This window comes from Duncaniella freteri, assembly GCF_004766125.1.
GTDB lineage: Bacteria > Bacteroidota > Bacteroidia > Bacteroidales > Muribaculaceae > Duncaniella > Duncaniella freteri.
In genome coordinates this window covers 486677-510827 of sequence record NZ_SJSA01000001.1, presented here as the reverse complement: position 1 = coordinate 510827, position 24151 = coordinate 486677, and the positions used below count along the sequence as shown (strand labels likewise).

Sequence of the window (24151 nt, the reverse complement as noted above, 5' to 3'; positions counted from 1 at the left end):
GGCGGTTACTTATTGAATAATCATCATGTCTATTACCAAAGTCTTTTACCCCTCCCCGAAGGGTGAAATCACTCATCTTACCCTCACCAACAGCAAAGGCTCAAGCGTGACACTCTCCACACTCGGAGCCGGAATCATATCTATAATCGTGCCCGACAGCAACGGCAACATGGCTAATGTGGCTCTCGGATACAAGGATGCCGCATCCTGGATCGCCGACGGTCCATGCGCCGGAAAGATACCCGGACGTTTCGCCAACCGCATCGCCAATGGTCGCTTCACCCTCGACGGAAAGGAATACACACTTGCCATCAACAACGGTCCCAACGCCCTCCACGGAGGCCCTGAAGGATTCATGAACCGTATATGGGACATAAGCGAAGAGAACGATGGCAGAGTAGTAATGACATACACCTCCGTCGACGCAGAGGAAGGATACCCGGGCAATCTCACAGCCACAGCCGAATACATCTGGGACGACAACAATGTCCTCACCCTTAATATCGGAGCAGTGACCGATGCGCCCACCGTCCTCAACCTCACCAATCACGTGTATTTCAATCTCGACGGAGAGAACTCAGGCACCGTGCTGTCCCATGAGCTCAAGCTCAATGCATCGCGATGGCTCCCCACCGACGACACTCAGATCCCCACCGGAGAGATAGCCTCCGTAGTGGGCACACCCATGGACTTCACCTCGTTCAAAGCCATAGGCAAGGACATCAAGGCGGAATTCGAAGCACTGAAGATAGGCAAGGGCTATGACCATTGCTGGGTCATTGACGGCTACGAGAAAGGACGGCTCATCCCTGTGGCAGAGCTGCGCGGAGCCACCTCCGGACGCAGTCTCATTGTTGAGACAACACAGCCGGGCATGCAGATTTACACAGGCAACTGGCTCGCAGGATGCCCCGAAAGTATCTCCGGAGCCGCCTATCAGGACTACGACGGTGTGGCTATCGAATGCCAGGGATTCCCCGATGCCCCTAATAAGCCCTCCTTCCCGTCACCTGTCCTCCGTCCCGGCGAAGAGTACAAAGAGACAATCAGATTCACATTCAAGTAAAAACGTAATACAGTCAAATTTCAATATTTTTTATGAAACCCACACTTTTCGTCCTTGCTGCCGGTATGGGCAGTCGTTATGGTGGACTCAAGCAGCTTGATCCGCTCGGACCTCAGGGGCAAACCATCATGGACTATTCCATCTACGATGCCATCCAGGCCGGATTCGGTAAGGTGGTATTTGTTATCCGCAAGGATTTTGAAAATGATTTCCGCGAAAAGATCCTTTCAAAATACGAGGGGCATATACCTGTCGAAGTCGTGTTCCAGTCCACCGACAAGCTCCCCGAAGGCTACACATGCCCCCCTGACCGCAGCAAGCCATGGGGCACTAACCATGCTGTGCTCATGGGCAATGAAGTCATCAGAGAGCCATTTGCAGTCATAAATGCCGACGACTTCTATGGGCGCGACGCATTCCGCGTGATAGCCGACGACCTCATGCGTCCACGCGACCGCAAGGGCGACTACTCGATGGTCGGATTCCGTGTGGGCAACACCATGACCGAGAACGGCTCCGTGGCTCGCGGCGTATGCTCCACAGGTGCCGACGGCAATCTCACTGGTGTGGTCGAGCGCACTGCCATAAGCTATGCCCCCAACGGCGACATCGTGTTCACCGACGAGAACGGCGTTGAGCAGACACTCGACCCCATGACACCCGTGTCTATGAACCTTTGGGGATTCACACCCGACTACTTCGACTTCAGCGAACGTGAGTTCAGAAAATTTCTCGATAAGGATATCGACACACCCAAGGCTGAATTCTTCATCCCCCTCTGTATCGACACCCTTATCCACAACGGCGAGGCAACAGTCAAGGTGCTCGACACCGACTCCCGCTGGTTTGGAGTCACCTATGCCGCTGACCGTCCTGGCGTTGTCGAGAAGTTCGCTCAGCTCCACAACGATGGCATATACCCCGATAAAATGTTCTGAAACACAATAATTACCATGGAATTAAAAGAAAAAATCGTCAAGGCTTTTGACCAACGATTCGGCGGAAAGGGCACACTTTACGCATCAGCCGGACGCATCAATCTCATTGGCGAGCACACCGACTACAATGGAGGCTTCGTATTCCCCGGAGCCATCGACAAAGTGATCATGGCTGACATCCGTCCCAACGGCACCGACACAGTCAATCTCTACTCCATTGACCTTGATGAGAAATCATCTTTCGGGCTCAGCGAAGAGGACGCACCATCACAGCAGTGGGCACGCTATGTGTTCGGAGTATGCCGTGAGACCCTCAAGCGCGGAGGTGTTGTCAAAGGCTTTGATGCTGTTTTTGCAGGCAATGTGCCCCTCGGAGCAGGCCTCTCATCATCTGCCGCACTCGAATCATGCTTCGCATACGCCCTGAACGACCTTTTCAACAGCAACTCCATTGAGAAATTCGAGCTTGCCAAGATCGGTCAGTCCACCGAGCACAACTATTGCGGAGTGAATTGCGGCATTATGGACCAGTTCGCATCCGTGTTCGGAAAGAAGGACTGCCTCATACGTCTCGATTGCCGTTCGCTTGAGTACGAATATTTCCCCTTCAGCATCGACGGCCACAGGCTCGTGCTTGTTGACTCCGTGGTGAAGCACGAACTTGTGGATTCCCCCTACAACAAGCGTCGCCAGTCATGTGAGCGAGTGGCAAAGCGTCTCGGCATCGACACCCTCCGTGATGCCGAGATGGCTGATCTCGAAGCCGTAAAGGGCGACATCTCCGCCGAGGACTATATGCGTGCCAAGTTTGTCATCGAGGAGAAAGAGCGCGTGCTCGACGTGTGCGACGCCCTCAACCGTGGCGACATCGACACTGTAGGACGCCTCATGTACGAGACTCACCGCGGTCTGTCCAAGGACTATGAAGTGTCTTGCGAGGAGCTCGATTTCCTCAACGACATAGCCCGGGAGTGCGGAGTGGTAGGCTCACGGATTATGGGCGGAGGCTTCGGCGGCTGCACCATCAACCTTGTTGCCGACGACAAGTACGACCACTTCATAGCCACAGCCAAAGAAAAATTCAATGCCAAGTACGGTCACGCCCCCAAGATCTACGATGTCATCATCTCTGACGGAGCCCGCCGCATAGAAGAATAAAGAGATACAAAAGTATCAGAAGGACAAAAGAAACAAAAGTTCTTTTAATTATTCCCCACCTTCAACAATGAAGTGCACCCCAAAAGTTTTATGTACAACTTTTGGGGTGCACTTCAGCATTCGGCAGATGCTCAATTCACATTTGTTTTATAACAAGCTCTAAATCTTCTGTTTCTTTTGTTCTTCTGATACTTTTGTATCCCTTCTGTCGAGGTGATTTCTATCTTACCTTGTTATAGAAGTTCAGTATCCTGTTTCGGAGTATCATCTCGTATTTGGCCTGAACCTGTTGCGACAGGGTCGTTATATAGTTGGAGCGAGCCTGTTCCCATTCGGTGGCATTGGCGCGTCCGTAAGTGAACTTCTCGGTCATTGCATCGAGAGCCGCCTTGGCAGAGGTAACAGCCGTCTCCCCGGCGCGGTATTGGGCTTCCGCGCCCTCTGCCTGGCTGTGGGCCTGGCGGATGGTCTTCAGCAGATTGCTCTCCTGCCGTTCAAGTTCCAGCTCGGCTGACAGCTTCTGGGCACGTGCCTGACGTATCTGGTTGCGGGTGTTGAAAGCGTCGAATATCGGCACGTTCAGTGAAAACCCGAGCGACTTGGAGAAATTGTCGCGCATCTGCCTGCCGAAAGAATTGCTCGGCATGCCCGACATGGTATAATAGTTTGAACCCAGTCCGGCGTTGAACGACAGTTTGGGTATATACCCTGTCTTGGCTATGGATATGGCATGGTCAGCAAGCCCCACCGATGAGCGAGCGGCGAGTATACCCGAATTATTGTTGAGGGCATTCTTGTACACCTCGTCGGCAGATGCGAGTCGTGGCAGCTCTCCGTCCAGGTCTATAGGCTCAACGTCAAAATCCTCGGTGCCCTTAAGCTCCAGAGCCCTCGTCAGGTCCACCAGGGCGAGTGAATAGTCATTCTCTGCATTCACCACAGCCACCTGGCTTGATGCCACCTGCGATTTCGCTTGCAGCACATCCACCTCCGGCACCTTGTCACCCTCGAAGAGTATCTGTTGCCGTTCCAGCTGGGTCTGTGCCAGGCGTAGCTCCTCCTTGCGCACCGACACTATCTCCCTGCTGTAAAGCACCTGTAGATAATAGGCGATGACCCCGAGGGTCACATCATCCTTGGCGTTCTCTACTCTCAGGTCGAGGGTGTGTATGTTCGCCTGTGCCTGTCGCAACTGCCGTAGTGCGCTGAGCCCTTGGAATATTGGCAGCGAGAACGACACATTGAATCCTGTCGACGATGTGTTTCGGTTGGCATAAGTGTTTTCTGACGTAAGCCCCCTGCCGAAGCTCCAGCTTTGCGCGGCAGAGGCTGAGAGGGTGGGGAGGAAACGGTCCTTGGCTTCAGTGACGTTGAGGTCACCCTTATAACGCTCTATGAGTGCCGAACGCACATCGAGATTATGGTCTATGGCATAATTTATGCAGCTGTCCAGGCTCCATGTCTCTGCTTTCGCAGGGAGTGCTGCCGATATGAGCAGTGCTGACAGTATGGATATACCGGTAATTTTCATAGCTCAGTATTATTTTTTGGATCCGCTGTTTGGCATGTCAGCGATTATATGGCCTCGCAGATGGGATTCGGATGTTATTCCTGAGCTCACCTCTATGTTCACGCCGTCCGATGTCCCTGTCGTCACAGCCTTGCGTTCGAATTTCTGTCCGTCTATTGAGTCGGTGAGCAGATACACGTATGTGCTGTCTCCTGCCCATTCTATCACGCTTTCTGGCACTGTGAGCACCTGTGAGGCTTTGCTGAGCAGCACAGTGGCATTCGCGCTGTATCCGGCTCTGAGCTGCTGTCCCTCAGGCACCGTGAGTGCCGCCTTTATTTCAAATGTGTTTGCGCCGTTGGTCTCGGTTCCCTTTGGGGCTATGTATTCTATCACGGCATCGAGATGCAGGTCAGGCAGCGCGCCGATAGATATCCTCATCGGCTGGTTCACGCTCAGCAGCCCCACTTCTGTCTCATCTACCTTGCCCTTGAATATGAGGTTGTTCATATCGGCTACGGTGGCTACGGTGGTGCCGTCGTTCATGGTGTTGGCCTGTATCACCGACGATCCCACCTTCACTGGCACATCCAGCACCAGCCCCGATGTGGTGGCGCGCACAAGCGTGTTGCTCCCTTTGGCGTTGGTCTTGGATACACCCTCCTTTACAATCGAATAGGCATCCTGGGCGGCGTTCAGCTCGGCTTTGGCCTGAGAGTATTGTGTGGCGGTGGTCTCATACTCCTCTCGGCTTATAACCTTCTTCTCCAGCAGCATTGTGTTGCGCTCATGTTTTGCGCTCGCGTCCTCAAGGTTTATCTTGGCTGTCTCTATGCGCGAGAGTGCCGATGATAGCTGTCCCTCGTCGGGTATCACCTTTATTCGTGCTATCACATCCCCCTCTTTTACCATCTCGCCCGCCTCGACATTGATTTCCGAGATTATGCCCGACACCTGGGGCTTGATCTCTATCTCGTCGCGTGGCTCTATGGTGCCGGTGAGCACGGTGTTCCGTTCTATGTCCCCGAGCGTGGGGCTGACTATCTCATAGCGCATCTCCTTCGGACGTGATTTCATGAACAGGTACACGAAAGTTCCCACGAAAAGAAGGGCTATGAATGACCAAAGCAGGATTCTGAAAAACTTTTTCATATCTTGATAATAATTATTTGTCGTTTAGGGCTTCGATTGGTTTTATTTTCATTGCTTTTACTGCGGGGATGATACCTGCTGCGGTCCCGAGCACCAGGAACGTTGCAAGTATGCCTATGGCTTGGCTGAAATCCATCTGGAATTTTATGGGTCCCTGCGGGCCTGCCGTGAAAATCTCCGCGGCTCCGAGCAGGATTGCGGCAAACACTATTCCGGCTATCCCCGCAATCGTCGTGAGCACCATGGACTCCGATAGTATCTGCGCTATTATGTCGCGGGGCTTTGCGCCTATGGCGCGGCGTATCCCTATCTCGTGTGTGCGTTCGCGCACTATTATCCACATTATGTTGCCTACGCCGATCACTCCCGACAAGAGGGTGCCTGTGCCCACCACCAGTGCGAGAAGGGTGATTCCGGCAAACACATTGTCCACCATCTCGAACATTTCCGATATGTTGAAGTAATGGAAAGCTCCATCATCGTCAGGAGCTATCGGATGGTTGGATGCTATGATGCGTCTCAGTTGCTTTTCGTAATTGCCAGGCTTCGTGCCCTGACGGAATGTCATCATGAAGATGTCGATTCTGTCCCCGAGGTTATAGCTCCGGCGCATCGAATTGGAGGGTATGAATATCGACTCATCCATGTTTGCGCCTATAGTGATTTCCGATATCTGTCCCACCACCCCTATCACTTTATAGTATATGCCGTTAAGCTGTATGTCATTGCCCACACCAGATGCCGTTCCGAACAGTTCGCTGGCTACTTTCTTCCCTAACACACACACTTTACGGTAATTGGCATTGTCGGCTTCATTCAGGAAACGTCCGTCGAATATGATGGGCTCGAATATCTTGTCGTATTTATTCTCCACCCCTGTGAGCTGCGCGTTGGATTTCTTGTCTCCGTACAGGGCATTCGCCCACATGAAGTTGACCGACGATGAATTCTCTATGTCAGGTATGGCTCTGCGTATATTGTCGGCATCCTGTAGGTTCATTTCCAGTGCCATCCCCTTGTTGAATCCGGCATAGCTTTTGGTCGTGCGTTCCGGAAAGATGGTGGCGGCGTTTGTGGCGAATCCTTCAAAGTTGCGCGACATGAAATGCTTCAGTCCCTCGGCTCCTCCAAGGAGAAGGGCAAGCATGGCGGTTCCCCAGAATATTCCGAAGCCGGTCATGAAAGTGCGCGTCTTGTTCTGGGCAAGCGTGGTGCCTATCTCGCGCCAGTTCTCTATGTCAAATATCGGGTTCTTCATATTTGCTATTCGTCTCTGAGTGCCTCCACAGGCTTGATTTTAAGTGATTTCAGTGCCGGGAACAGTCCTGCCAAAGCCCCGGCGATGATCAGCACCACAGTGACCTGGATGGCTATGGTGATATTGACAGATGGGTCCTTGATGAACGACATGTGCTGTGTGAGCACACTGATTGCCTGCGCAGCTATCACACCGGTCACCACTCCTATGTAGCCGAACAGTGTCGTGATGGCGACACTCTCAAGTATCACCTGTTTGAGTATGCTCAGCGGGCGCGCTCCGATGGCGCGTCTCACACCTATCTCATGGGTCCTTTCCCTCACTGACACAAACATTATATTGCTTACACCCACTATTCCCGAAAGCATTGTGAGCAGACCTATTATCCATATCGCCACGCCGAGCGCTCCCATCGCCGACGATTGTTTAATATGCTGGTTGAAGCGGTTCCATATGCGTAGCGCGCTTTTGTCGGATGCGTCAAACTGATGCTCGCTCCCGAGCGTGGAGTAGAATCCTGCTTCCGCCGCAGTCCCCTCCTCAAGGTTTTTCAGGTTGTCGACCCCTACTGTGATGCGCTTCACCTTATCGCTCCCGCCGGTGAGATTTCGTGCGGTAGTGTAGGGGATATAGCTGCGGGTGTTCCATTCATGTGAATATACGCCTACCACAGTGAATGTCAGTCCGCTCATATTCACGAGTTCCCCTATAGGATACTTTTTGCCGAACAGATTGCGGGCATTGTCCTTGTGGAGCACTATCACGCGGCGTCCCCACCTTATGTCGTTTTCGTTTATGAACCTGCCCTCCATGATGGTGGCCCCCTCGCTCTTGAGCGCGGAAGGGTAGGCTCCCTGGTAACCTCCGGTCACATAGTCCTTCCCTGTTGATATTGTCGCGCTGTCGTTGCGTATGTCAGCTGCGATGCGCGTCACCACGTTGGAGTTGCGGTTCTGTATTATCGATATGTCCCGTTCCCGAAGAGTTATCTGACGGTTGTCCGTAAGTCCTTTGTAGGGCTTGTGGGTCCATCCTCCCTCTATGGTCATTGACTCCGTGTCCCGTTGCGAGAACATCGACTCCATTCCGTTGACCAGCCCCTCCGACACGCTCAGGAGCACTATCAGCAGGAATATGCCCCACGACACTGCAAAGCCTGTCAGGGCTGTGCGTAGCTTGTTGTGGCTCAGTGTGGCAAGTATCTCGTTTATTAGATCGGTCATTACGGATGGGCGGATGTGATGATGTCTGATTGGTTTGCGGCTGTGATGGTGCTGTCAGGGAGGGCGATGCGTCCGTCCGAGATGCGGATCACACGGTTGGTCTGCTCTCCTACACCTGGATCGTGGGTCACTATGACTATGGTGCGGCCCTCTTCATTGAGATTGCGGAACACCTCCATCACCTCTTTGGAGGTCTTCGAGTCGAGGGCTCCGGTCGGCTCGTCAGCAAGTATTATCGACGGATTGGTTATGAGGGCCCTGGCTATGGCTACACGCTGTTTCTGTCCCCCCGACAGTTCCCCGGGCAGATGCGTGGCACGGTCTGACATGCCCATCCTCTCAAGCTGCTCCATCGCCAGTGCGTTACGCTTCTTGCGTGAGATGCCGCGGTAGAACAGCGGCAGTGCCACATTCTCCAGCGCGTTCTTGTAGTTTATGAGGTTGAACGACTGGAACACAAATCCTATCAGGTAGTTGCGTAGGTCGGCGGCCTTGTTCTCGGTCAGGTTCCTTATAAGAATGCCGTCAAGATGATATTCCCCGGAGTCATAATTGTCAAGTATGCCCAGAATGTTGAGAAGTGTGGACTTGCCTGAGCCTGAAGCCCCCATTATGGATACAAGTTCCCCTTTCTCGATCTGTAGGTTCACATCCTTCAGCACATGCAGAGGCACAGCTCCCGGATATGATTTATTTACGTTTTTTAGGTCTATTATCATAGCTGTGTTATTGCTTTGCAATCATAACTATTAGACGATGAATTGTAAATAAAGTTTCACTATAGACTTAAAAAATTAAATAAATAAGATTAAAAAACAGCCATCATCCTACTCTCCTTGCCGTATAAAAGTGAAAAAATGTTGCTTATTTTAACAGAAACAAGTAATTTTGTGCAATTTCATATTTCCCAAATGGATACGCATAAAATTTTCGGATTGATAGGTTATCCTCTCGGACACTCCTTTTCGTGTGGCTTCTTCAACGACAAGTTTGCCGCCGAGGGGATCGATGCACGGTACATCAATTTTGAGATACCCTCGGTCACTGAGCTAAAGGAGGTGCTCGACGATCACCCCGGATTGTCGGGGCTCAACGTCACAATCCCTTACAAGGAGAAAGTGATCCCTTATCTTGACCGCCTTGATCCCGAGGCGGAGGCGATCGGTGCGGTCAACGTCATAAAGATCATACGCGACGATCCCGACGATGAGGATGACTATGAATTGGTGGGATACAATTCCGATGTCGTAGGCTTCCGCGATTCTATATCGCCGCTCATCACTCCGCAGCGCACAAAGGCTCTCATTCTTGGCACAGGCGGAGCCGCTAAGGCTGTGCGTCAGGGGCTTAAGTCGCTTGGGGTGGAATCGGTATATGTTTCTCGCTCTCCGCGCCGAGGCATGCTTTCCTACGATGATCTTACCCCGGAGGTTATGGCTTCCCGCAAGGTGATAGTCAACACCACCCCCTCGGCATGTACCCTTCCGTCGACAGTTTCCCTCCGATACCCTATGGGCTTCTCGGTCCCGATCATCTGCTGTATGATCTTATATATAATCCTGACACCACTGCATTTATGAGAAAAGGAGCTGAGCATGGTGCCGAAGTTAAGAACGGTCTGGAGATGCTTCTGCTCCAGGCTTTTGAATCATGGCGAATATGGAATATGTAAATCTCGGTCTTAAATTGGGTAATATGAATGCAGTAGGCAGGTACATCTACATTCTGTTGGTTGTTATGGTGATACTTCCTGTCGACCTCTTCGGCTCGGGTGTCGCTGTGGCTCCTTGGTTTGCTCTGTTTCTCGGCATAATGTATGCCCTGTTTTTTGAATGCCCTTATCCGAAGTTCAATAAAAAGACCTCCAAGTATCTTCTTCAGGCATCAGTGGTGGGGCTCGGTTTCGGCATGAATCTCACCGAGTCGCTTAAGAGCGGCAGTGAGGGCATGCTCTTCACTGTGGTATCGGTTGTGAGCGTAATGGTGGTAGGTGTCCTTGTCGGATACTGGTTGCATATCGGCAGAAAGACATCCTATCTCATATCTTCCGGAACAGCAATATGCGGAGGCAGTGCCATCGCCGCGGTGGCACCTGTCCTCAAGGCCGACGACCGTGACATGGCTGTGTCATTGGGCGTGGTGTTCGTGCTTAATGCAGTGGCACTGTTCATATTCCCCCCTATAGGAGCGTTCTTCGACATGAGCGCGCAGCAGTTCGGCACATGGGCGGCGATCGCCATCCACGACACATCCTCTGTGGTGGGTGCCGGTGATGCCTACTCCAATCTCCTTGCTGCACAAGGTGTCGCCAATGCCGGTGACGCGCTTAAGCTTGCCACGCTTATCAAGCTCACGCGTGCTCTGTGGATAATACCCCTCGCGCTTGTCACCATGGTGATATTCCGTGACAGGAAGAGCAGTATATCCATCCCTTGGTTCATATTCCTGTTCATCATTGCCATGGTGCTCAACACCTATCTTCCTATGCCTGAATGGCTCACATCCTCACTCGTGTATCTTGCCCGGAAAGGTCTTGTGCTCACACTCTTCCTTATAGGTGCCGGACTCTCGGTCAAGATGGTGAAGTCGGTGGGCTTCAAGCCGTTCCTGCTCGCGGTCATACTGTGGATTGTGATAGGAGTGAGCAGCTTCCTGGTGGTCATGAACACCATTGATTAACGACCCCCTGATGCAGTAAGTTTCAGGGACACATAATTCCCTATGCCTCTCTCCCTGTGCCCCATGCTGCCATTTGCGGTGGCATTCATGCTCGGAATCATATTCAACGGGACGGTGTCTTCCCCTCTGTGGGTATCCGTTCCGTTGGCTTTATGTGCGTTATTCATCATATTGCGTCGGCATTACATCTCTATTCTATCCCTTGCCATTGCATTGGGGTTTATGGTCAGCGAAGCTCATCGCCCTCTTAAGCCGGGATTTGTGAGTGACGGCGGCAGTGTGAGCATGTCATTCTCCGGTGTTGTCAAGGAGCACAGGGAGTACGATGGGGCGCGGGTGCTGGTTGTCGGCATTGACTCCTGCGGTCTTCGGCCCGCACCGCGTTTCATTGTCAAGGCTGTCGTTCCGTCTATGATACCCCCCGCCGACGAGGCTGACCGCATTCGGTTTAATGGCAGTCTGCGCCCTCTCGATAGCCGGCTCGACCTGCCCGATGAGATCGACTACAATGCACCCTATCGCGTAATGGGAGTTGTCGCTGAATGCTTTATACATCCCGATAGCATATGCTACGTCACCCCGGAGCCTGGCATTGTCAGCTCCATACGTCGGTACCGTCGCGACGTGCAGGCGCGTATAGCGGTCTTGCCCTTGTCATCAGGAGCCAGGGAGTTCCTTATGGCTGCACTCACAGGCGACCGCTCATGGATCGTCCCCTCCACTCGTGAGCTCTTCTCCTCCACAGGCATAGCCCACATCCTCGCCCTCAGCGGGCTCCATGTTGGCATCCTTTCTGCCGTGATAATGATCATGCTCTTCCCATTGACGGCATTCGGGATGAGGCGTTGCAGCATGATTCTTGCCATTGTCTCACTGTGGCTTTTCGCAATCCTCACCGGACTGTCTCCTTCGGTTGTGAGGGCAGTGGTCATGGCAACCCTTTTTCTTGTCACCACAATGTTGCAGCGGTTATGGTCCCCGCTTAACGCTCTTGCTATTGCAGCACTGGTCATTCTGATCTTTACCCCGGCAGCTATTTACACCCTTGGCTTTCAGCTCACATTCCTTGCGGTCCTCTCCATCATAGTGTTTGCCCGCAGGCTCAACCCCTTCGGTTACAGGCATCCCGTCATGCGTGCTATGGCAGGCTGTGTCACCGTCTCGGTTGCTGCAATGTTGGGCACAGGCATGGTTAGTGCCTTCCATTTCCATATATTTCCGGCATATTTTATGTTCACTAACATTGCAGTGTCCCTTCTGTTGCCACTTATTCTTGGCTCAGGCATGCTTTTGTTGGCACTTGATGCTGTCGGCTGCACGGCAGCATGGCTGGGAAGTATTGTCGATACCTTTTACGGCATGATGATGGATATCGCCGGATACATCGCCACTCTTCCCGGCTCCTCATTCTCAGGTCTCTGGATTCCGCAATGGGTTATGGCTATGTACTTTGTCCTCTTGCTCCTGTTCGCCCTTTGGCTCTATGGTAGGAGGGTGGTGATGCTCTTCGCCATGGCGGTCGTCACACTCTTCATCGTGTTGTGGTCATTTATCCCTGTCCCGGACAACAATGCCACGGAAGTATATATAACACACTCTTCCACCGAGACCACCATGCTTGTAAGAGACCGTGACACACTCCTGTCATTCACCACAGCCCGCCCTGCATTGCACGGAGAAGTCATGGAGCGCAGCCTCAGGAAATACAGTTCCTACATGCTTCGCCGAGGCATCCCCGATATAGTACCGCTGGAGGATGGAGCCATTCACGGTCAGGTGTGTAGGCAAGGCTCTCTGGTAAGTGTCTCGGGAGCCACATTCCTTTTCCTCGCATCAGGCATCCCGAAGAGCCACACACTCCCGGCATCCGCACGCATCACCTATGCAGTGGTGTGCCGCGGATTCACGGCAGATGTCCGTAAGCTCGCCTCCGGGATCCGTCCCGACACCATCCTGCTCAGTGCCGATCTCGACCGCCGTCGCCACGACCGCTACTGTCGCGAACTGACCGCAGCCTCCATCCCCCACCGCTCCCTCCGCCCAGCCCCCTTCTCAATATCATATCCGCCCTCTCCGCCATTGTGACAGCATTTGCATGGCTGCGAATAATATTGTATTTTTGCGCGTGGAAAAAAACACTGTCGGCACCTCTGTTGTTTCATTAAGTGTTAACAGTTTCCCCCACCATCATAGATTCAACTATTATGAGCCTACTTACACCATCCTCACGCAAAGCCGTCAAGGCATTGTCTTTAATGATCGTAGCACTGATAGCCATGACATCTTTCACATCGTGTGACGATGACGACGATGAATGGTACTACACCGTAGAGGGCAGCTGGGAGCAGGTAGCTCCGCCCACTCGCGAATACGTCTATTACGAGTTTTACGAAGACGGTTACGGCAATTACATCGTCGACGATCCGAGATATGGAGCGGATTATTACGAGTTCTCCTGGTGGGTCAGCGGCTCGTCTCTCACCATTGACTACGGCGGAGGTGACGTGGAATACTACTCATGGTCAGTCCAGGGTAGCACACTCTATCTTTACCCCGATTACGGCAACCCCATTGTCCTGAATGCGATCCACTGATGATATTCCGTACTGAGGTTTCTCCCGAAAAAGGCCTTGAAGGGCTGCTCTCGCACGGCACCCCTGTTGTGCTTGTCGGATCATGCTTCACCGACAATATAGGGGCATGCATGCGCGACGACCTCTTCGATGTCATAGTCAACCCCTTCGGACCCATCTACAATCCGTCGTCGGTGCGTCGCGCTGTCTCCTCCATAGTCGACGGCATCAGTATAAGCCCCGGCGATCTGTTCCCTCACGAAGGGCGTTTCCACAGCCACCTCTTCCATTCCCGCTACTCAGGCTGCGACCGTGAGGCGGCAGCCCAGGCGATGACACGTCAGATACATCTTGCCCGCGAGGCCCTCCTGCACGCCTCCTCCCTTATCGTCACCCTTGGCACCACCCGGGTGTTCCGCCACCGTCAACAAGGCATGGTTGTAGCCAACTGCCACAGGCTGCCGTCATCTTCATTCCGTGAAGAGACCCTTTCACTCGATCAGTGCACCGACGATTTGGAGTCTTTGGTCAGTATGGTCCGTACCGTCAATCCCGACATACATATAATATTTACAGTAAGCCCTTTGCGCTATTTGGGGCAGGGTGCGCACATCAACTCCATATCCAAGGCAACCCTCCTTCTTGCAATTGACTCCGTAGTCAGGACCTTTCCATCCACCCACTATTTTCCGTCGTTCGAGATAATGATGGACGACCTGCGCGACTATCGCTTCTATGCCGACGACATGAAGCACCCCACCGACCAGGCTGTCAGATACATCTACGACATATTCTCAGCCACATATTTCTCCCCCTCCACACGTGACCTTGCCTCACAATCCCGCCGTCTCACACGCCGTCTCGCCCATCGTCCCATGGGAGGCACCCCGGCTGACGACACCTCACAGATCATAGAAGAATTCACCAAAGCCCATCCTCTCCTGGCTCCAATCATAGACAGATACATTTCCAATGGATTATAGCATTTCCGAGATAGCCCGCATCATCAATGCCGGCTCACCGGCATTTCCTGACCATAGAATAACCTCCCTCCTCACCGACAGCCGTTCCCTCCTTGATCCGTCCGGCACACTCTTCTTTGCCCTACGCACCCCCTCGGGCGACGGTAACAACTACATCGCCTCCCTATATGCCCATGGTGGTGTGCGCGACTTTGTGGTCGACACCATTCCCGCCGACGCCTCATCCATGCCTCAGGCCAACTTCCTCAAAGTCCCTTCTGTCATCGACGCCCTCCAGAAGTTGGCAGCCTCCCATCGTGCAAAGTCCGGAGCGCGTGTCATCGCCATTACCGGGAGCCGGGGCAAGACCACAGTCAAGGAATGGCTCTACCGCCTCATATCCCCTGACCTCAGGGTCGTGAGGTCACCGCGCAGCTATAATTCCCAGACAGGTGTCCCGCTGTCCCTGTGCGCCATCGACAGCGGCACGGAGATGGCAATCATTGAGGCAGGTATATCCCTTCCCGGTGAGATGGACCGTCTGGAGTCAGTCATATCCCCCGAGATAGGAATCTTCACCAACATCGGCGCGGCACATAGCCACGGCTTTTCCGACATAGCACAGAAATGCCGAGAGAAGGCTTCGCTTATGCGCCGGTGCCGCTATGCCGTCTACTGTGCCGACAACCGGCTTATCTCCGACTCCCTCCCCCAAGGGCCCGATAGGGTAGGGTGGACCCGCCTTGACACCCCAGGAGCCGCACTGCGCATAGTCAGGGTTTCTAAGGCTGACGGCTCATCCACCATTGACTATCATTGGGTCCCAGGAGCATTGTCCGGACAGTTCACCATCCCTTTCACATCCGAGAGGGATATAGAGAATGCCGTCACCTCATTGGCGGTGATGCTCCTTCTCGGCACCGACCCCGCCACCATAGCCGACCGTATGCCCTTATTGCGTCCGGTCCGCACCCGTCTCGATGTTGCTGACGGAGTGAATGATTGCCAGATGATTCACGACACCTTCTCCTCCGGCATCGCATCCCTCTCCCTCTCTCTCGACTTCATGTCGCGTCGTGTCACCCCCGATCACACCCTCACAGTCATCCTCGGGGATATCGACACGGAGGGGCTGCCCGCTGCCGACGTGTACGCCCGCGCCGCCGCCATGCTGCGTCTCAGGCACATCGACCGCATCATAGGCATAGGTCCGGAGATCAATTCCCGTTCATCATCCCTTCCGGCAGGTTCTGTTACCTATCCCTCTGTTGAGGAATTTCTCGGCAGCGTCACCCCCGACGATTTCCGATCCGAGCTCATACTCATCAAAGGCTCTCAGGACGAACCTCTCGGCAACGTCGCACGCCTCCTTGAGAAACGCCGCAACGGCACCGTCCTTGAGATAAACCTCGACGCCGTTGTCGACAACTTCAACTTTTTCCGTTCCCGCGTCAGGCCCGACACCGGCATGGTATGCATGATCAAGGCATCAGGCTACGGTGCCGGCTCCCACGAACTCGCAAAGACCCTCCAGAGCCAGGGCGCAAGCTATCTGGCAGTAGCCGTCCACGACGAAGGCGTGGATCTGCGCCAGGCAGGCATCACCATGCCCATCATAGTCCTCAACCCCGCGGTCGACGACCTCAACGCCATCTTCGACAGCCATCTGGAGCCGGAGATCTACTCCGTCGACTTCCTCCGCAGCCTCATCGCCGAGGCACGCCGCCGGGGCATAAAGGACTATCCGGTCCACATCAAGATTGATTCCGGCATGCACCGTCTCGGTTTCCGTCTCGACACTCTTCCCGAGGTCATAGAAGTCCTGCGCAGTCAGGACTGTGTGTCACCCTCAAGCATATTCTCTCATCTCTGTGCCGCCGACGACCCCTCCGAGGACGAATACACCCTCCGTCAGTTCGACTATTTCGAACGCTGCTGCGTCATGCTCCGTTCGGCATTCCCCGGGCGCAGGATACTGAGCCACATCCTCAACTCCACAGGCATCACACGTTTCCCCGGGCAGCAGCGCGACATGGTGCGTCTCGGCATAGGGCTCTACGGCATACGCACCATGCACGACGGCTCCCAGGACGAGCTACGCCCCATATCCTCACTCAGCACATCTGTAATATCGGTAAAACACTGGGAGGCAGGCACCACCATAGGCTACAACCGCCGAGGCATACTCAGCCGCGACTCCGTGATAGCCACAGTCCCTGTGGGCTATGCCGACGGCATAAACCGTCACCTCGGCTACGGCAACGCATCTTTCTGCGTGCGCGGAGTCCTCTGTCCCACAGTCGGCAGCATATGTATGGACTCCTGTATGATCGATGTCACCGGAATCCCCGGAGTCCAGCCCGGCGACAGGGTCGAGATATTCGGCGACAGCGTCCCTGTTGAAGCCATAGCCGACACCCTCGGCACCATCCCCTACGAGGTCCTCACATCGATCTCTCAGCGCGTCAAGCGTGTCTACTATCGGGAGTGACATCCTCCTGTATCACCAGCAGCCTGTCACCCGGCACAAGTTTCAGAGTGCCGTTTGGCACCATATAGCGTCCGCCGCGTTTCACCATCATCACAAGGGAGCCCTTTGGGAGCGACATCTCTCTCAGAGTGTTCCCTTTTGTCAGCTCCCTCTCCGATAGCTCTATTGTGTGGAGCGATGTCGGCAGCTCGTCGGCAAGCTCTACGCCGAAATCCTCCTCTGGAGCCGCGTCAGTGTCGATAAGGTCGAGCTTGCGGGCGGAGCTTATCACACTTGTCCCCTGTATGAGCAGCGACAGCAGTGTCACGAAGAACACTATGTTGAATATCTCTCCCGCCCCCTGCACATTCTCCACCACTGGATAGGTGGCGAAGATTATTGGCACCGCACCGCGCAGACCCACCCACGACACCCACAGTTTGGAGCGCAGTGTGATGCCGCGGAAAGGCGCGAGTGACAGGAACACGCTCAGCGGTCTGCCTATCGCTATCATGAATACACCTATGAGCAGCGACACGGCTGCCACGTCAAGCATCTCATGGGGGTTCACAAGAAGCCCGAGCATCAGGAACACCACTATCTGCATGAGCCAGGTCATGCCGTCCATGAATTTCGATATACCGCGATGGTTGGGCAGACGCTCGTTGCCCAGGAGTATGCCGCATATGTACACAGCCAGATATCCGTTCCCAGCAAGGGCTGTTGTCGCGGAGAATGTCAGGAACACAGCCCCGAGTATCATTATGGATATCATCGCAGTGGCCTGTGACGGGTCCTCGCCTGCACCCTTGGCATTCCCCCAGGTGCGGTAGAAGGCTATCAGCCGAGATGTTGTTTTACCCATAGCCACACCCATCAGTCCACCTATTCCGAACTGAAGCGACAGCTGCCATATCACGCTCCACCCCGACAGTTCGCTCCCCATTGTTATGGTCTCTATGAGGATTATGGTGAGCATATAGGCCATAGGGTCATTCGAGCCGCTCTCCAGTTCCAGCAGAGGGCGCAGATTGTTGCGCATAGCCACCTTCTGCGAGCCGAGTATCCCGAACACCGATGCCGAGTCGGTCGACGACATCGTTGCCGCAAGCAGCAGCGACGGTAGGAATGCGAAATGTATATTCGTCCACTCCATCCCCGACAGCAGCCATATGAACCCTCCGGTTATGAAAGCGGTCATGAGCACACCCGCTGTGGAGAGTGCTATCCCCGGCATTATCACCGGACGTATGGCAGAGATTTTTGTGCCCATGCCTCCCGAGAACAGTATGATGCAGAGTGCCACCATGCCTATGCTCTGTGCTGTGTGCATGTCGCTGAACTGTATGCCCGCTCCGTCTGTCCCGAATCCCATCCCCACAAGCAGGAAGATGAGAAGGATGGGCAGACCTATCCGGTAGCTTGATTTTCCTATCAGCACACCTGCTATCAGCAGTATCGAGCCTACGAGCATTACACTCTCCGACGACAGATATTCCATATGGTTATATTAGGTTAGGGGTGGATACGTAATTTTTATGCAAATTTAGGGCTTGGCGTTCTATTATCACGAATTTTTCCGAAAAAAATATTCCTCCGCATTGTGATTTCCCTTGTAAAAATTATTAACTTTGTAACCCGTTATGAAATACGGATTCGACAATGAGAAATATCTCAGAATACAGTCTGAGCATATCAAGGAACGCATAGCGCAGTTCGGCAACAAGCTTTATCTGGAACTTGGTGGAAAACTTTTTGACGACTATCACGCAAGCCGCGTGCTCCCTGGATTCCAGCCCGACAGCAAGTTAAGAATGCTCTCACAGCTCGCCGACAAGGCTGAGATAGTGATAGTCATCTCTGCATTCGACATCGAAAAGAACAAGATTCGCAACGACCTCGGCATCACCTACGACGAGGATGTCATTCGCCTGCGTAAAGAGTTCCAGAGCCGCGGTTTTATGGTCGGCTCGGTTGTCGTTACCCATTATAATGGGCAGAGCAGTGCCGACGCTTTCCGCCAGAAGCTTGCCCGGATCGGCATCACCACCTACGTTCACTACATCATTGACGGATACCCCACCAATGTCGATCTCATCGACTCCGATGAAGGCTTCGGGAAGAACGATTATGTGGTTACCTCTCGTCCGCTCGTCATAGTGACAGCCCCGGGGCCAGGAAGCGGCAAGATGGCGGTATGCCTCAGCCAGCTCTACAACGAGCACAAGCGGGGCATCGAGGCGGGATATGCCAAGTTCGAGACATTCCCTGTATGGAGCCTCCCTCTTAAGCATCCGGTCAACATCGCATATGAGGCGGCTACCGCCGATCTCAATGACGTCAACATGATCGATCCCTTCCACCTTGAGGCATACGGAAAGACAGCCATCAACTACAACCGCGACATTGAGATTTTCCCGGTGCTCAACGCCCTCTTTGAAGGAATATATGGCGAGAGCCCCTACAAGTCCCCAACCGACATGGGCGTCAACATGGTAGGCTTCTGTATCTCCGACGATGAGGCATGCTGCGAAGCCTCCAGAGACGAGATAATACGCCGTTATTTCTACGCCCTCAACCGCATGGCTTGCGGCGATTGCAACGACAATGAGGTCAATAAGATAGCTCTTCTTCTCAAGCAAGCTAAGATCGACCTCTCTTACCGAAGGCCTGTTAAGGCGGCACGCGACAGGGCGGAGAGGAGTGGCGTTCCCTGTTCGGCTATCGAGCTTGCCGACGGCACCATCATCACAGCCGAGTCAAGCACACTTCTCGGCCCGAGCGCGGCACTCATCCTCAATGCCATAAAGCATCTCGCTGGTATCGACCACAGCGTAAAACTCATACCTCAGGAGATGATAGAGCCTATACAGCACACCAAGATATGCCATCTGCGCTCTATAAATCCCCGACTTCACACCGACGAGGTCCTTGTTGCTCTCTCAGTGCTCAGCACCACCAACGACGACTGCCTGCATGCCCTGGAATGCCTGCCGCAGCTCTATGGATGTCAGGTCCATTCCACTGTAATGCTCGGGGAGGTGGACCACAAGATTTTCAAGAAACTCGGCGTAGGGCTGACATGCGACCCCGTGCGCAAAGTGTAGCCTGATAAGAAAACAACTCAGAAGATTACCTATGGAGATACTCAGACACGAGTGTGGCGTGGCTATGATTCGCCTGCTCAAACCGCTTGAATACTATAAAGAAAAGTACGGCACATATGCCTATGGTCTTAACAGACTCTATCTCCTCATGGAGAAGCAGCACAACCGCGGTCAGGAAGGCGCAGGCATAGGGGTCGTGAAGAGACATTCCCTCCCCGGCACCGAATACGTATTCCGTGAGCGTGCTCTCGGCAAGGACGCCATCCAGGAGATATTCGACACCGTGAGGGATAAGATTGCCCATTACGATGTCAATTCCCACACCCCCGACGAAGTGGATATGGATGCTCCGTTCATTGGCGACATATATATGGGGCATCTCAGATATTCCACCACAGGGAAGAGCGGCATATCATATTGCCATCCGTTCCTGCGTCGCAACAACTGGCGTTCACGCAACCTCCTCATGTGTGGCAACTTCAATATGACCAATGTCGACTCCATTTTCAACGAGGTGGTCGGCAACGGTCAGCATCCCCGCATCTACAGCGACACAGTCATCCTGCTTGAGCAGCTTGGCGACGCCCTCGACAAGGAGAACCACCGTATCTACAGGCAGTACCGCGACACCCTTTCCGGCACAGTCCTCACTGACGCTATTGAGGACAATATCGACATGTCGAGGATACTTTCATCCACAGCCGTGAAGTGGGACGGCGGTTTCGTCATATGCGGTGCCACAGGCTCAGGCGATATGTTTGCCCTCAGGGACCGTCATGGCATACGTCCGGCGTTCTACTACTGCGATGATGAGATTGTAGTGCTCGCTTCCGAGCGGCCGGTGATTCAGACCGTCCTCAACGTCGCGCGACGTCAGGTCTGTGAGCTTGCTCCTGGCAGCGCGCTTATAGTCGACAAGGCTGGCAATGTAAGCATCCGGAACATACTGGGCGAGGACACCAATGAGCGGTGCTCCTTCGAGCGCATATATTTCTCGCGCGGAAGCGATGCCGACATATACCGCGAACGCAAGAAGCTCGGTAGCAACCTGGTCCCTGCAATTATGAAGAGCATCGGAGATGACATATCCCACACCGTTTTCTCATTCATCCCTAACACAGCCGAGGTGGCTTTCATAGGCATGGTGTCAGGCTTTGAAAAGGAGCTCGGCCGTATCAAGACCACACAGATACTCAATGCTCAGATGGCAGGCACCCTCAATGAGCAACGGCTTAAGGAGATAATGAGTCAGAACCTGAGGGTCGAGAAGGTCGCCATAAAGGATATAAAGCTCCGCACATTCATTGCCGAAGGCGAGTCGCGCAACGATCTTGCGGCTCACGTCTACGATGTCACCTACGGCATTGTCGAGAATGGCGTGGATAATCTTGTGGTCATTGACGACAGCATTGTGCGTGGCACCACCCTTAAGCAGTCCATCCTCCGTATGCTCGACCGCCTGCATCCCGCTAAGATTGTCGTGGTGTCCTCCTCCCCTCAGGTGCGTTACCCCGATTACTATGGCATCGACATGTCGCGGATGGGCGAGTTCATCGCATTCCGGGCAGCGGTACAGCTGCTCAGGGAGCGTGGCATGGAGCATATCCTCGACGATACCTACCGTCACTGCATTGAGCAGGAGTCTAAGCCTGACTCTGAGCTTGTCAATTGCGTGAAAGCTGTGTATGCCCCCTTCACTCAGGACGAGATTTCGCATAAGATGGTTGAGATGCTCACAGCCGACGGCTCCATAAATGCCGATGTCGACATTATCTACCAGACGGTCGAAGGGCTGCATGAGGCTATTCCCGGTCATCCGGGCGACTGGTATTTCTCCGGTGATTACCCCACTCCCGGAGGCACGCGCCTTGTCAACCGCGCTTTCATCAACTATTACGAAGGCAACACCGACAAGCGTTAGCCACATTTTCCTCCTCTCCTCCTCTCTATTGATACTCTATCCTCTATGCTCCGTCTTTTTATAATTATCATGGTCCTGTCGGCAGGTGCGGTGTCACTTTATGCCGTGGACGATTGCCGTCGTTTCCATTACTGTGATGTTCCGGGGATAGTGGACAATGGCGAGTTGTCTCTGCATCTTCTTGACCAGGGGCAGTCCCTCTCCTCATTGATGGTGGAGGTGAGGGCTTCGTTGGCTGATGTCAGGGAGCACACCGGTATGTCCTCCTCATGGTGGGGTGTCTCCCTTTCCTCCCCTGGCGATACCCTCAAAGTGTCTCTCCGTTTCGGCAATACCGACTTCGGCGACCTCCTCGACCGCCGTATAGCGGTTGTGGAGGTCCGGCATAACGATGTCATTGTGGCTGAACAGGAGGTCGGCGGATTCAACACTGCCCCTCGCGGATACAACTCCTTGTCACTCTCTTTGTCATCCGGGATTTTGTCAGTCAGTGGCGGAGGGCACAGGTGCCTGCACCTGTTATCGTTGCCTGTCCCTGATGGGTTTGTTCCACTTGACGCATCCGTTTGGAGTGTGGGCAGCCTGTCCGTGCCGGTGTTTTCGGCTGAGGTGAGCCGTCCTCCGGGCGACGTGCTTGCGTCGGAGTTCACTATGGAGAGCCTTAAGGAACGGTTCCGTAAGTCCAATGATCTCGTCGAAGGGTTCTGGACCTATTTTGACCGCGATAACGATCCTGACTATGCACGTCTGGGCGGGAAATACACCTTGGCAGTGGTAAGAAGAAATGCGGATTCTCCTCTGGTCTACGACATTGTTTATGTGTCCGGGGCGCAGGTCTGTGGTGACAGATGGAAGCCTATGATGCTGAAAGGGCTACTGCGTCCTGTCATTTTTGACGGTCATTACGATATGGAATGGGTTGACTCCTCCTTCCTGCGTATCACAGGTGACTTAAGTGCCGTGCTTGATGGTAATTACGCACTTCTCACATTCAGATTCCCGATGCTCGGGACCATTATTCGTTTCTCTAAAGTCCCCCTTTCCTCTCTCTGACATTATCGCACTTTCCGGGAGTCCGTAGCGCGTATCTTTGTCCGTTGATATGACGAAGCTTACCCACCGCATCCTACAGCCTCAGCGAATGCTCCGACCACCCGGGACTCCGTGGCACATTCATTTCGCGCGTTATCTCGGAAGGCCTTTGACCCCTGTCGAGATCTCCGTCATATCCCCCTTGGAGCGGCAGCGTGCCACTGGTTCCTCATCCCCTGTGTTTGTTCTCGATCCTCCGGGATTCGATTCCGCTCCGTTGCTCATGAAATATCAGGAGTACAGGCTCAGCAACCTTTCTCGGGCAGAAGGAGTTCTCATCATCCCTGTCAGCGACTTGCGCGATCATCCGCGTAGGCAGCTCCCTGGCAACATATACCTTATCACGCATTCCCATCCCGACTTCATTCGTGGTCGGTCACCTTACTGCACGCTGCTTCTTAATGTCGAGCGTTACAGTAAATACTCCCCATGGTGCAGCAACACCAGGCGATGGGAGCGTCTTCTCGCAGCCGTACTTCCCACTCTCACACCCTCGGGTTTCGTCATCATCCATGCCTCGTCCGGCAAAGTCCCGCCACCGCTTCCGTCACCCTCTTCCTCGGTTACGGAAGCATCTGTCATATCTGATGTGAACCACCCGCGCCAACACACAAGGAGACCGCGCCGGCGTAAGCCGCCGGCAATTCCGCAAGCTATTGCGACACTCCGTCCATCTCCGGAAACCATATCGCCGGTCAGCCGCACATCTGTCCTGAAAGAGATCGTCATATCCGTTCCGTCATCCACGCTCGTCATTTCCGTTTCGGCATACTATCTCTTCTCACAGATGCGAGGTCAGTTCACAGTATGCCGTTACACACCTCCGCCCCACAGTCTCAAGCGGTGCGCCGTGCTCCGCAGCCCAAAGCTAAACCGCCCGGCAAGAGCAAATTGACATCTTGTTACAAAAATCCGACACCGCGATAAAATTGGCATATTATCGCAAAAATCCGAGCCGCCCTAAATTGGCATCTTATCGCAAATTTTGACGTTTGTACGGCGGGGGCGTGCCCCCGCCTCCCTCGTCGAAAAACCACCTCGT

18 protein-coding genes and 1 pseudogene are annotated in these 24151 nt (G+C 53.7%); 13 read left to right on the top strand and 6 right to left on the bottom strand.

Features of this window, described 5'->3' with window-relative positions:
- Window positions 1-25 precede the first annotated feature (25 nt).
- The 3 genes from EZ315_RS02235 to galK are packed head-to-tail and all read left to right on the top strand — an operon-like array spanning window position 26 to window position 3162.
- A complete protein-coding gene (locus EZ315_RS02235; protein WP_135470237.1) occupies window positions 26-1066 on the top strand; it encodes an aldose epimerase family protein in 1041 nt (346 codons plus the stop codon).
- A 32-nt stretch (window positions 1067-1098) separates the two neighbouring features.
- Window positions 1099-2004: a sugar phosphate nucleotidyltransferase gene (locus tag EZ315_RS02230; RefSeq protein WP_135470236.1), complete on the top strand. Its 906-nt coding sequence runs from the start codon at window positions 1099-1101 to the stop codon at window positions 2002-2004.
- A 15-nt stretch (window positions 2005-2019) separates the two neighbouring features.
- Window positions 2020-3162: a galactokinase gene (gene galK / locus EZ315_RS02225; RefSeq protein WP_135470234.1), complete on the top strand. Its 1143-nt coding sequence runs from the start codon at window positions 2020-2022 to the stop codon at window positions 3160-3162.
- A gap of 220 nt (window positions 3163-3382) precedes the next feature.
- Here the strand turns inward: galK and EZ315_RS02220 are convergent, their stop codons facing one another.
- The 5 genes from EZ315_RS02220 to EZ315_RS02200 are packed head-to-tail and all read right to left on the bottom strand — an operon-like array spanning window position 3383 to window position 9021.
- Window positions 3383-4693, bottom strand: coding sequence for a TolC family protein (locus tag EZ315_RS02220; RefSeq protein ID WP_135470232.1), 1311 nt, complete (start codon window positions 4691-4693; stop codon window positions 3383-3385).
- A gap of 9 nt (window positions 4694-4702) precedes the next feature.
- Window positions 4703-5824, bottom strand: a complete 1122-nt coding sequence (locus tag EZ315_RS02215) for an efflux RND transporter periplasmic adaptor subunit (RefSeq protein ID WP_135470230.1) — start codon at window positions 5822-5824, stop codon at window positions 4703-4705.
- Between the two features lie 13 nt (window positions 5825-5837).
- Window positions 5838-7082 (bottom strand): ABC transporter permease, encoded by a 1245-nt coding sequence (locus EZ315_RS02210; protein WP_135470228.1) that lies wholly within the window; start codon window positions 7080-7082, stop codon window positions 5838-5840.
- Window positions 7083-7087: 5 nt separating this feature from the next.
- Complete coding sequence (locus EZ315_RS02205) at window positions 7088-8305, bottom strand: ABC transporter permease (RefSeq protein ID WP_135470226.1); 1218 nt, start codon at window positions 8303-8305, stop codon at window positions 7088-7090.
- Window positions 8305-9021: an ABC transporter ATP-binding protein gene (locus EZ315_RS02200; protein WP_135471888.1), complete on the bottom strand. Its 717-nt coding sequence runs from the start codon at window positions 9019-9021 to the stop codon at window positions 8305-8307. The genes EZ315_RS02205 and EZ315_RS02200 overlap by 1 nt, the downstream gene beginning before the upstream one ends.
- A gap of 195 nt (window positions 9022-9216) precedes the next feature.
- Here EZ315_RS02200 and EZ315_RS02195 point away from each other — a divergent pair.
- The 6 genes and pseudogenes from EZ315_RS02195 to EZ315_RS02170 all read left to right on the top strand — a co-directional run bounded on the left by EZ315_RS02195 (window position 9217) and on the right by EZ315_RS02170 (window position 17010).
- A pseudogene (locus tag EZ315_RS02195) lies at window positions 9217-9977 on the top strand (shikimate dehydrogenase family protein).
- Window positions 9965-10984: a YeiH family protein gene (locus tag EZ315_RS02190; RefSeq protein ID WP_370463759.1), complete on the top strand. Its 1020-nt coding sequence runs from the start codon at window positions 9965-9967 to the stop codon at window positions 10982-10984. The pseudogene EZ315_RS02195 and the gene EZ315_RS02190 overlap by 13 nt, the downstream one beginning before the upstream one ends.
- A gap of 42 nt (window positions 10985-11026) precedes the next feature.
- A complete protein-coding gene (locus EZ315_RS02185) occupies window positions 11027-13069 on the top strand; it encodes a ComEC/Rec2 family competence protein (protein WP_135470223.1) in 2043 nt (680 codons plus the stop codon).
- Window positions 13070-13188: 119 nt separating this feature from the next.
- Window positions 13189-13578: a hypothetical protein gene (locus EZ315_RS02180; RefSeq protein ID WP_135470221.1), complete on the top strand. Its 390-nt coding sequence runs from the start codon at window positions 13189-13191 to the stop codon at window positions 13576-13578.
- Window positions 13578-14540 carry a GSCFA domain-containing protein gene (locus EZ315_RS02175; RefSeq protein WP_135470219.1) on the top strand — a complete coding sequence of 321 codons (963 nt, stop codon included), beginning with the start codon at window positions 13578-13580 and terminating at the stop codon, window positions 14538-14540. Before EZ315_RS02180 ends, EZ315_RS02175 begins: the two co-directional genes overlap by 1 nt.
- A complete protein-coding gene (locus EZ315_RS02170; RefSeq protein WP_135470218.1) occupies window positions 14530-17010 on the top strand; it encodes a bifunctional UDP-N-acetylmuramoyl-tripeptide:D-alanyl-D-alanine ligase/alanine racemase in 2481 nt (826 codons plus the stop codon). Before EZ315_RS02175 ends, EZ315_RS02170 begins: the two co-directional genes overlap by 11 nt.
- Here the strand turns inward: EZ315_RS02170 and EZ315_RS02165 are convergent.
- On the bottom strand, window positions 16985-18490 hold the full coding sequence (locus EZ315_RS02165; protein WP_135470216.1) for a potassium/proton antiporter: 1506 nt from the start codon (window positions 18488-18490) through the stop codon (window positions 16985-16987). The genes EZ315_RS02170 and EZ315_RS02165 overlap by 26 nt on opposite strands.
- A 142-nt stretch (window positions 18491-18632) precedes the next feature.
- On the opposite strand from EZ315_RS02165, the gene EZ315_RS02160 reads away from it, so the two are divergent.
- From EZ315_RS02160 to EZ315_RS02145, 4 genes are read left to right on the top strand one after another with little or no spacing between them, the layout of a single operon-like run.
- Entirely contained in the window at window positions 18633-20096 is a 1464-nt protein-coding gene (locus EZ315_RS02160) for a DUF1846 domain-containing protein (protein ID WP_135470214.1), read from the top strand.
- A 31-nt stretch (window positions 20097-20127) separates the two neighbouring features.
- Window positions 20128-22017, top strand: coding sequence for an amidophosphoribosyltransferase (locus EZ315_RS02155; RefSeq protein WP_135470212.1), 1890 nt, complete (start codon window positions 20128-20130; stop codon window positions 22015-22017).
- Between the two features lie 45 nt (window positions 22018-22062).
- On the top strand, window positions 22063-23070 hold the full coding sequence (locus EZ315_RS02150) for a hypothetical protein (protein WP_135470210.1): 1008 nt from the start codon (window positions 22063-22065) through the stop codon (window positions 23068-23070).
- A 49-nt stretch (window positions 23071-23119) separates the two neighbouring features.
- Window positions 23120-24004 (top strand): hypothetical protein, encoded by an 885-nt coding sequence (locus EZ315_RS02145; protein WP_135470208.1) that lies wholly within the window; start codon window positions 23120-23122, stop codon window positions 24002-24004.
- The last annotated feature ends 147 nt before the right edge of the window (window positions 24005-24151 follow it).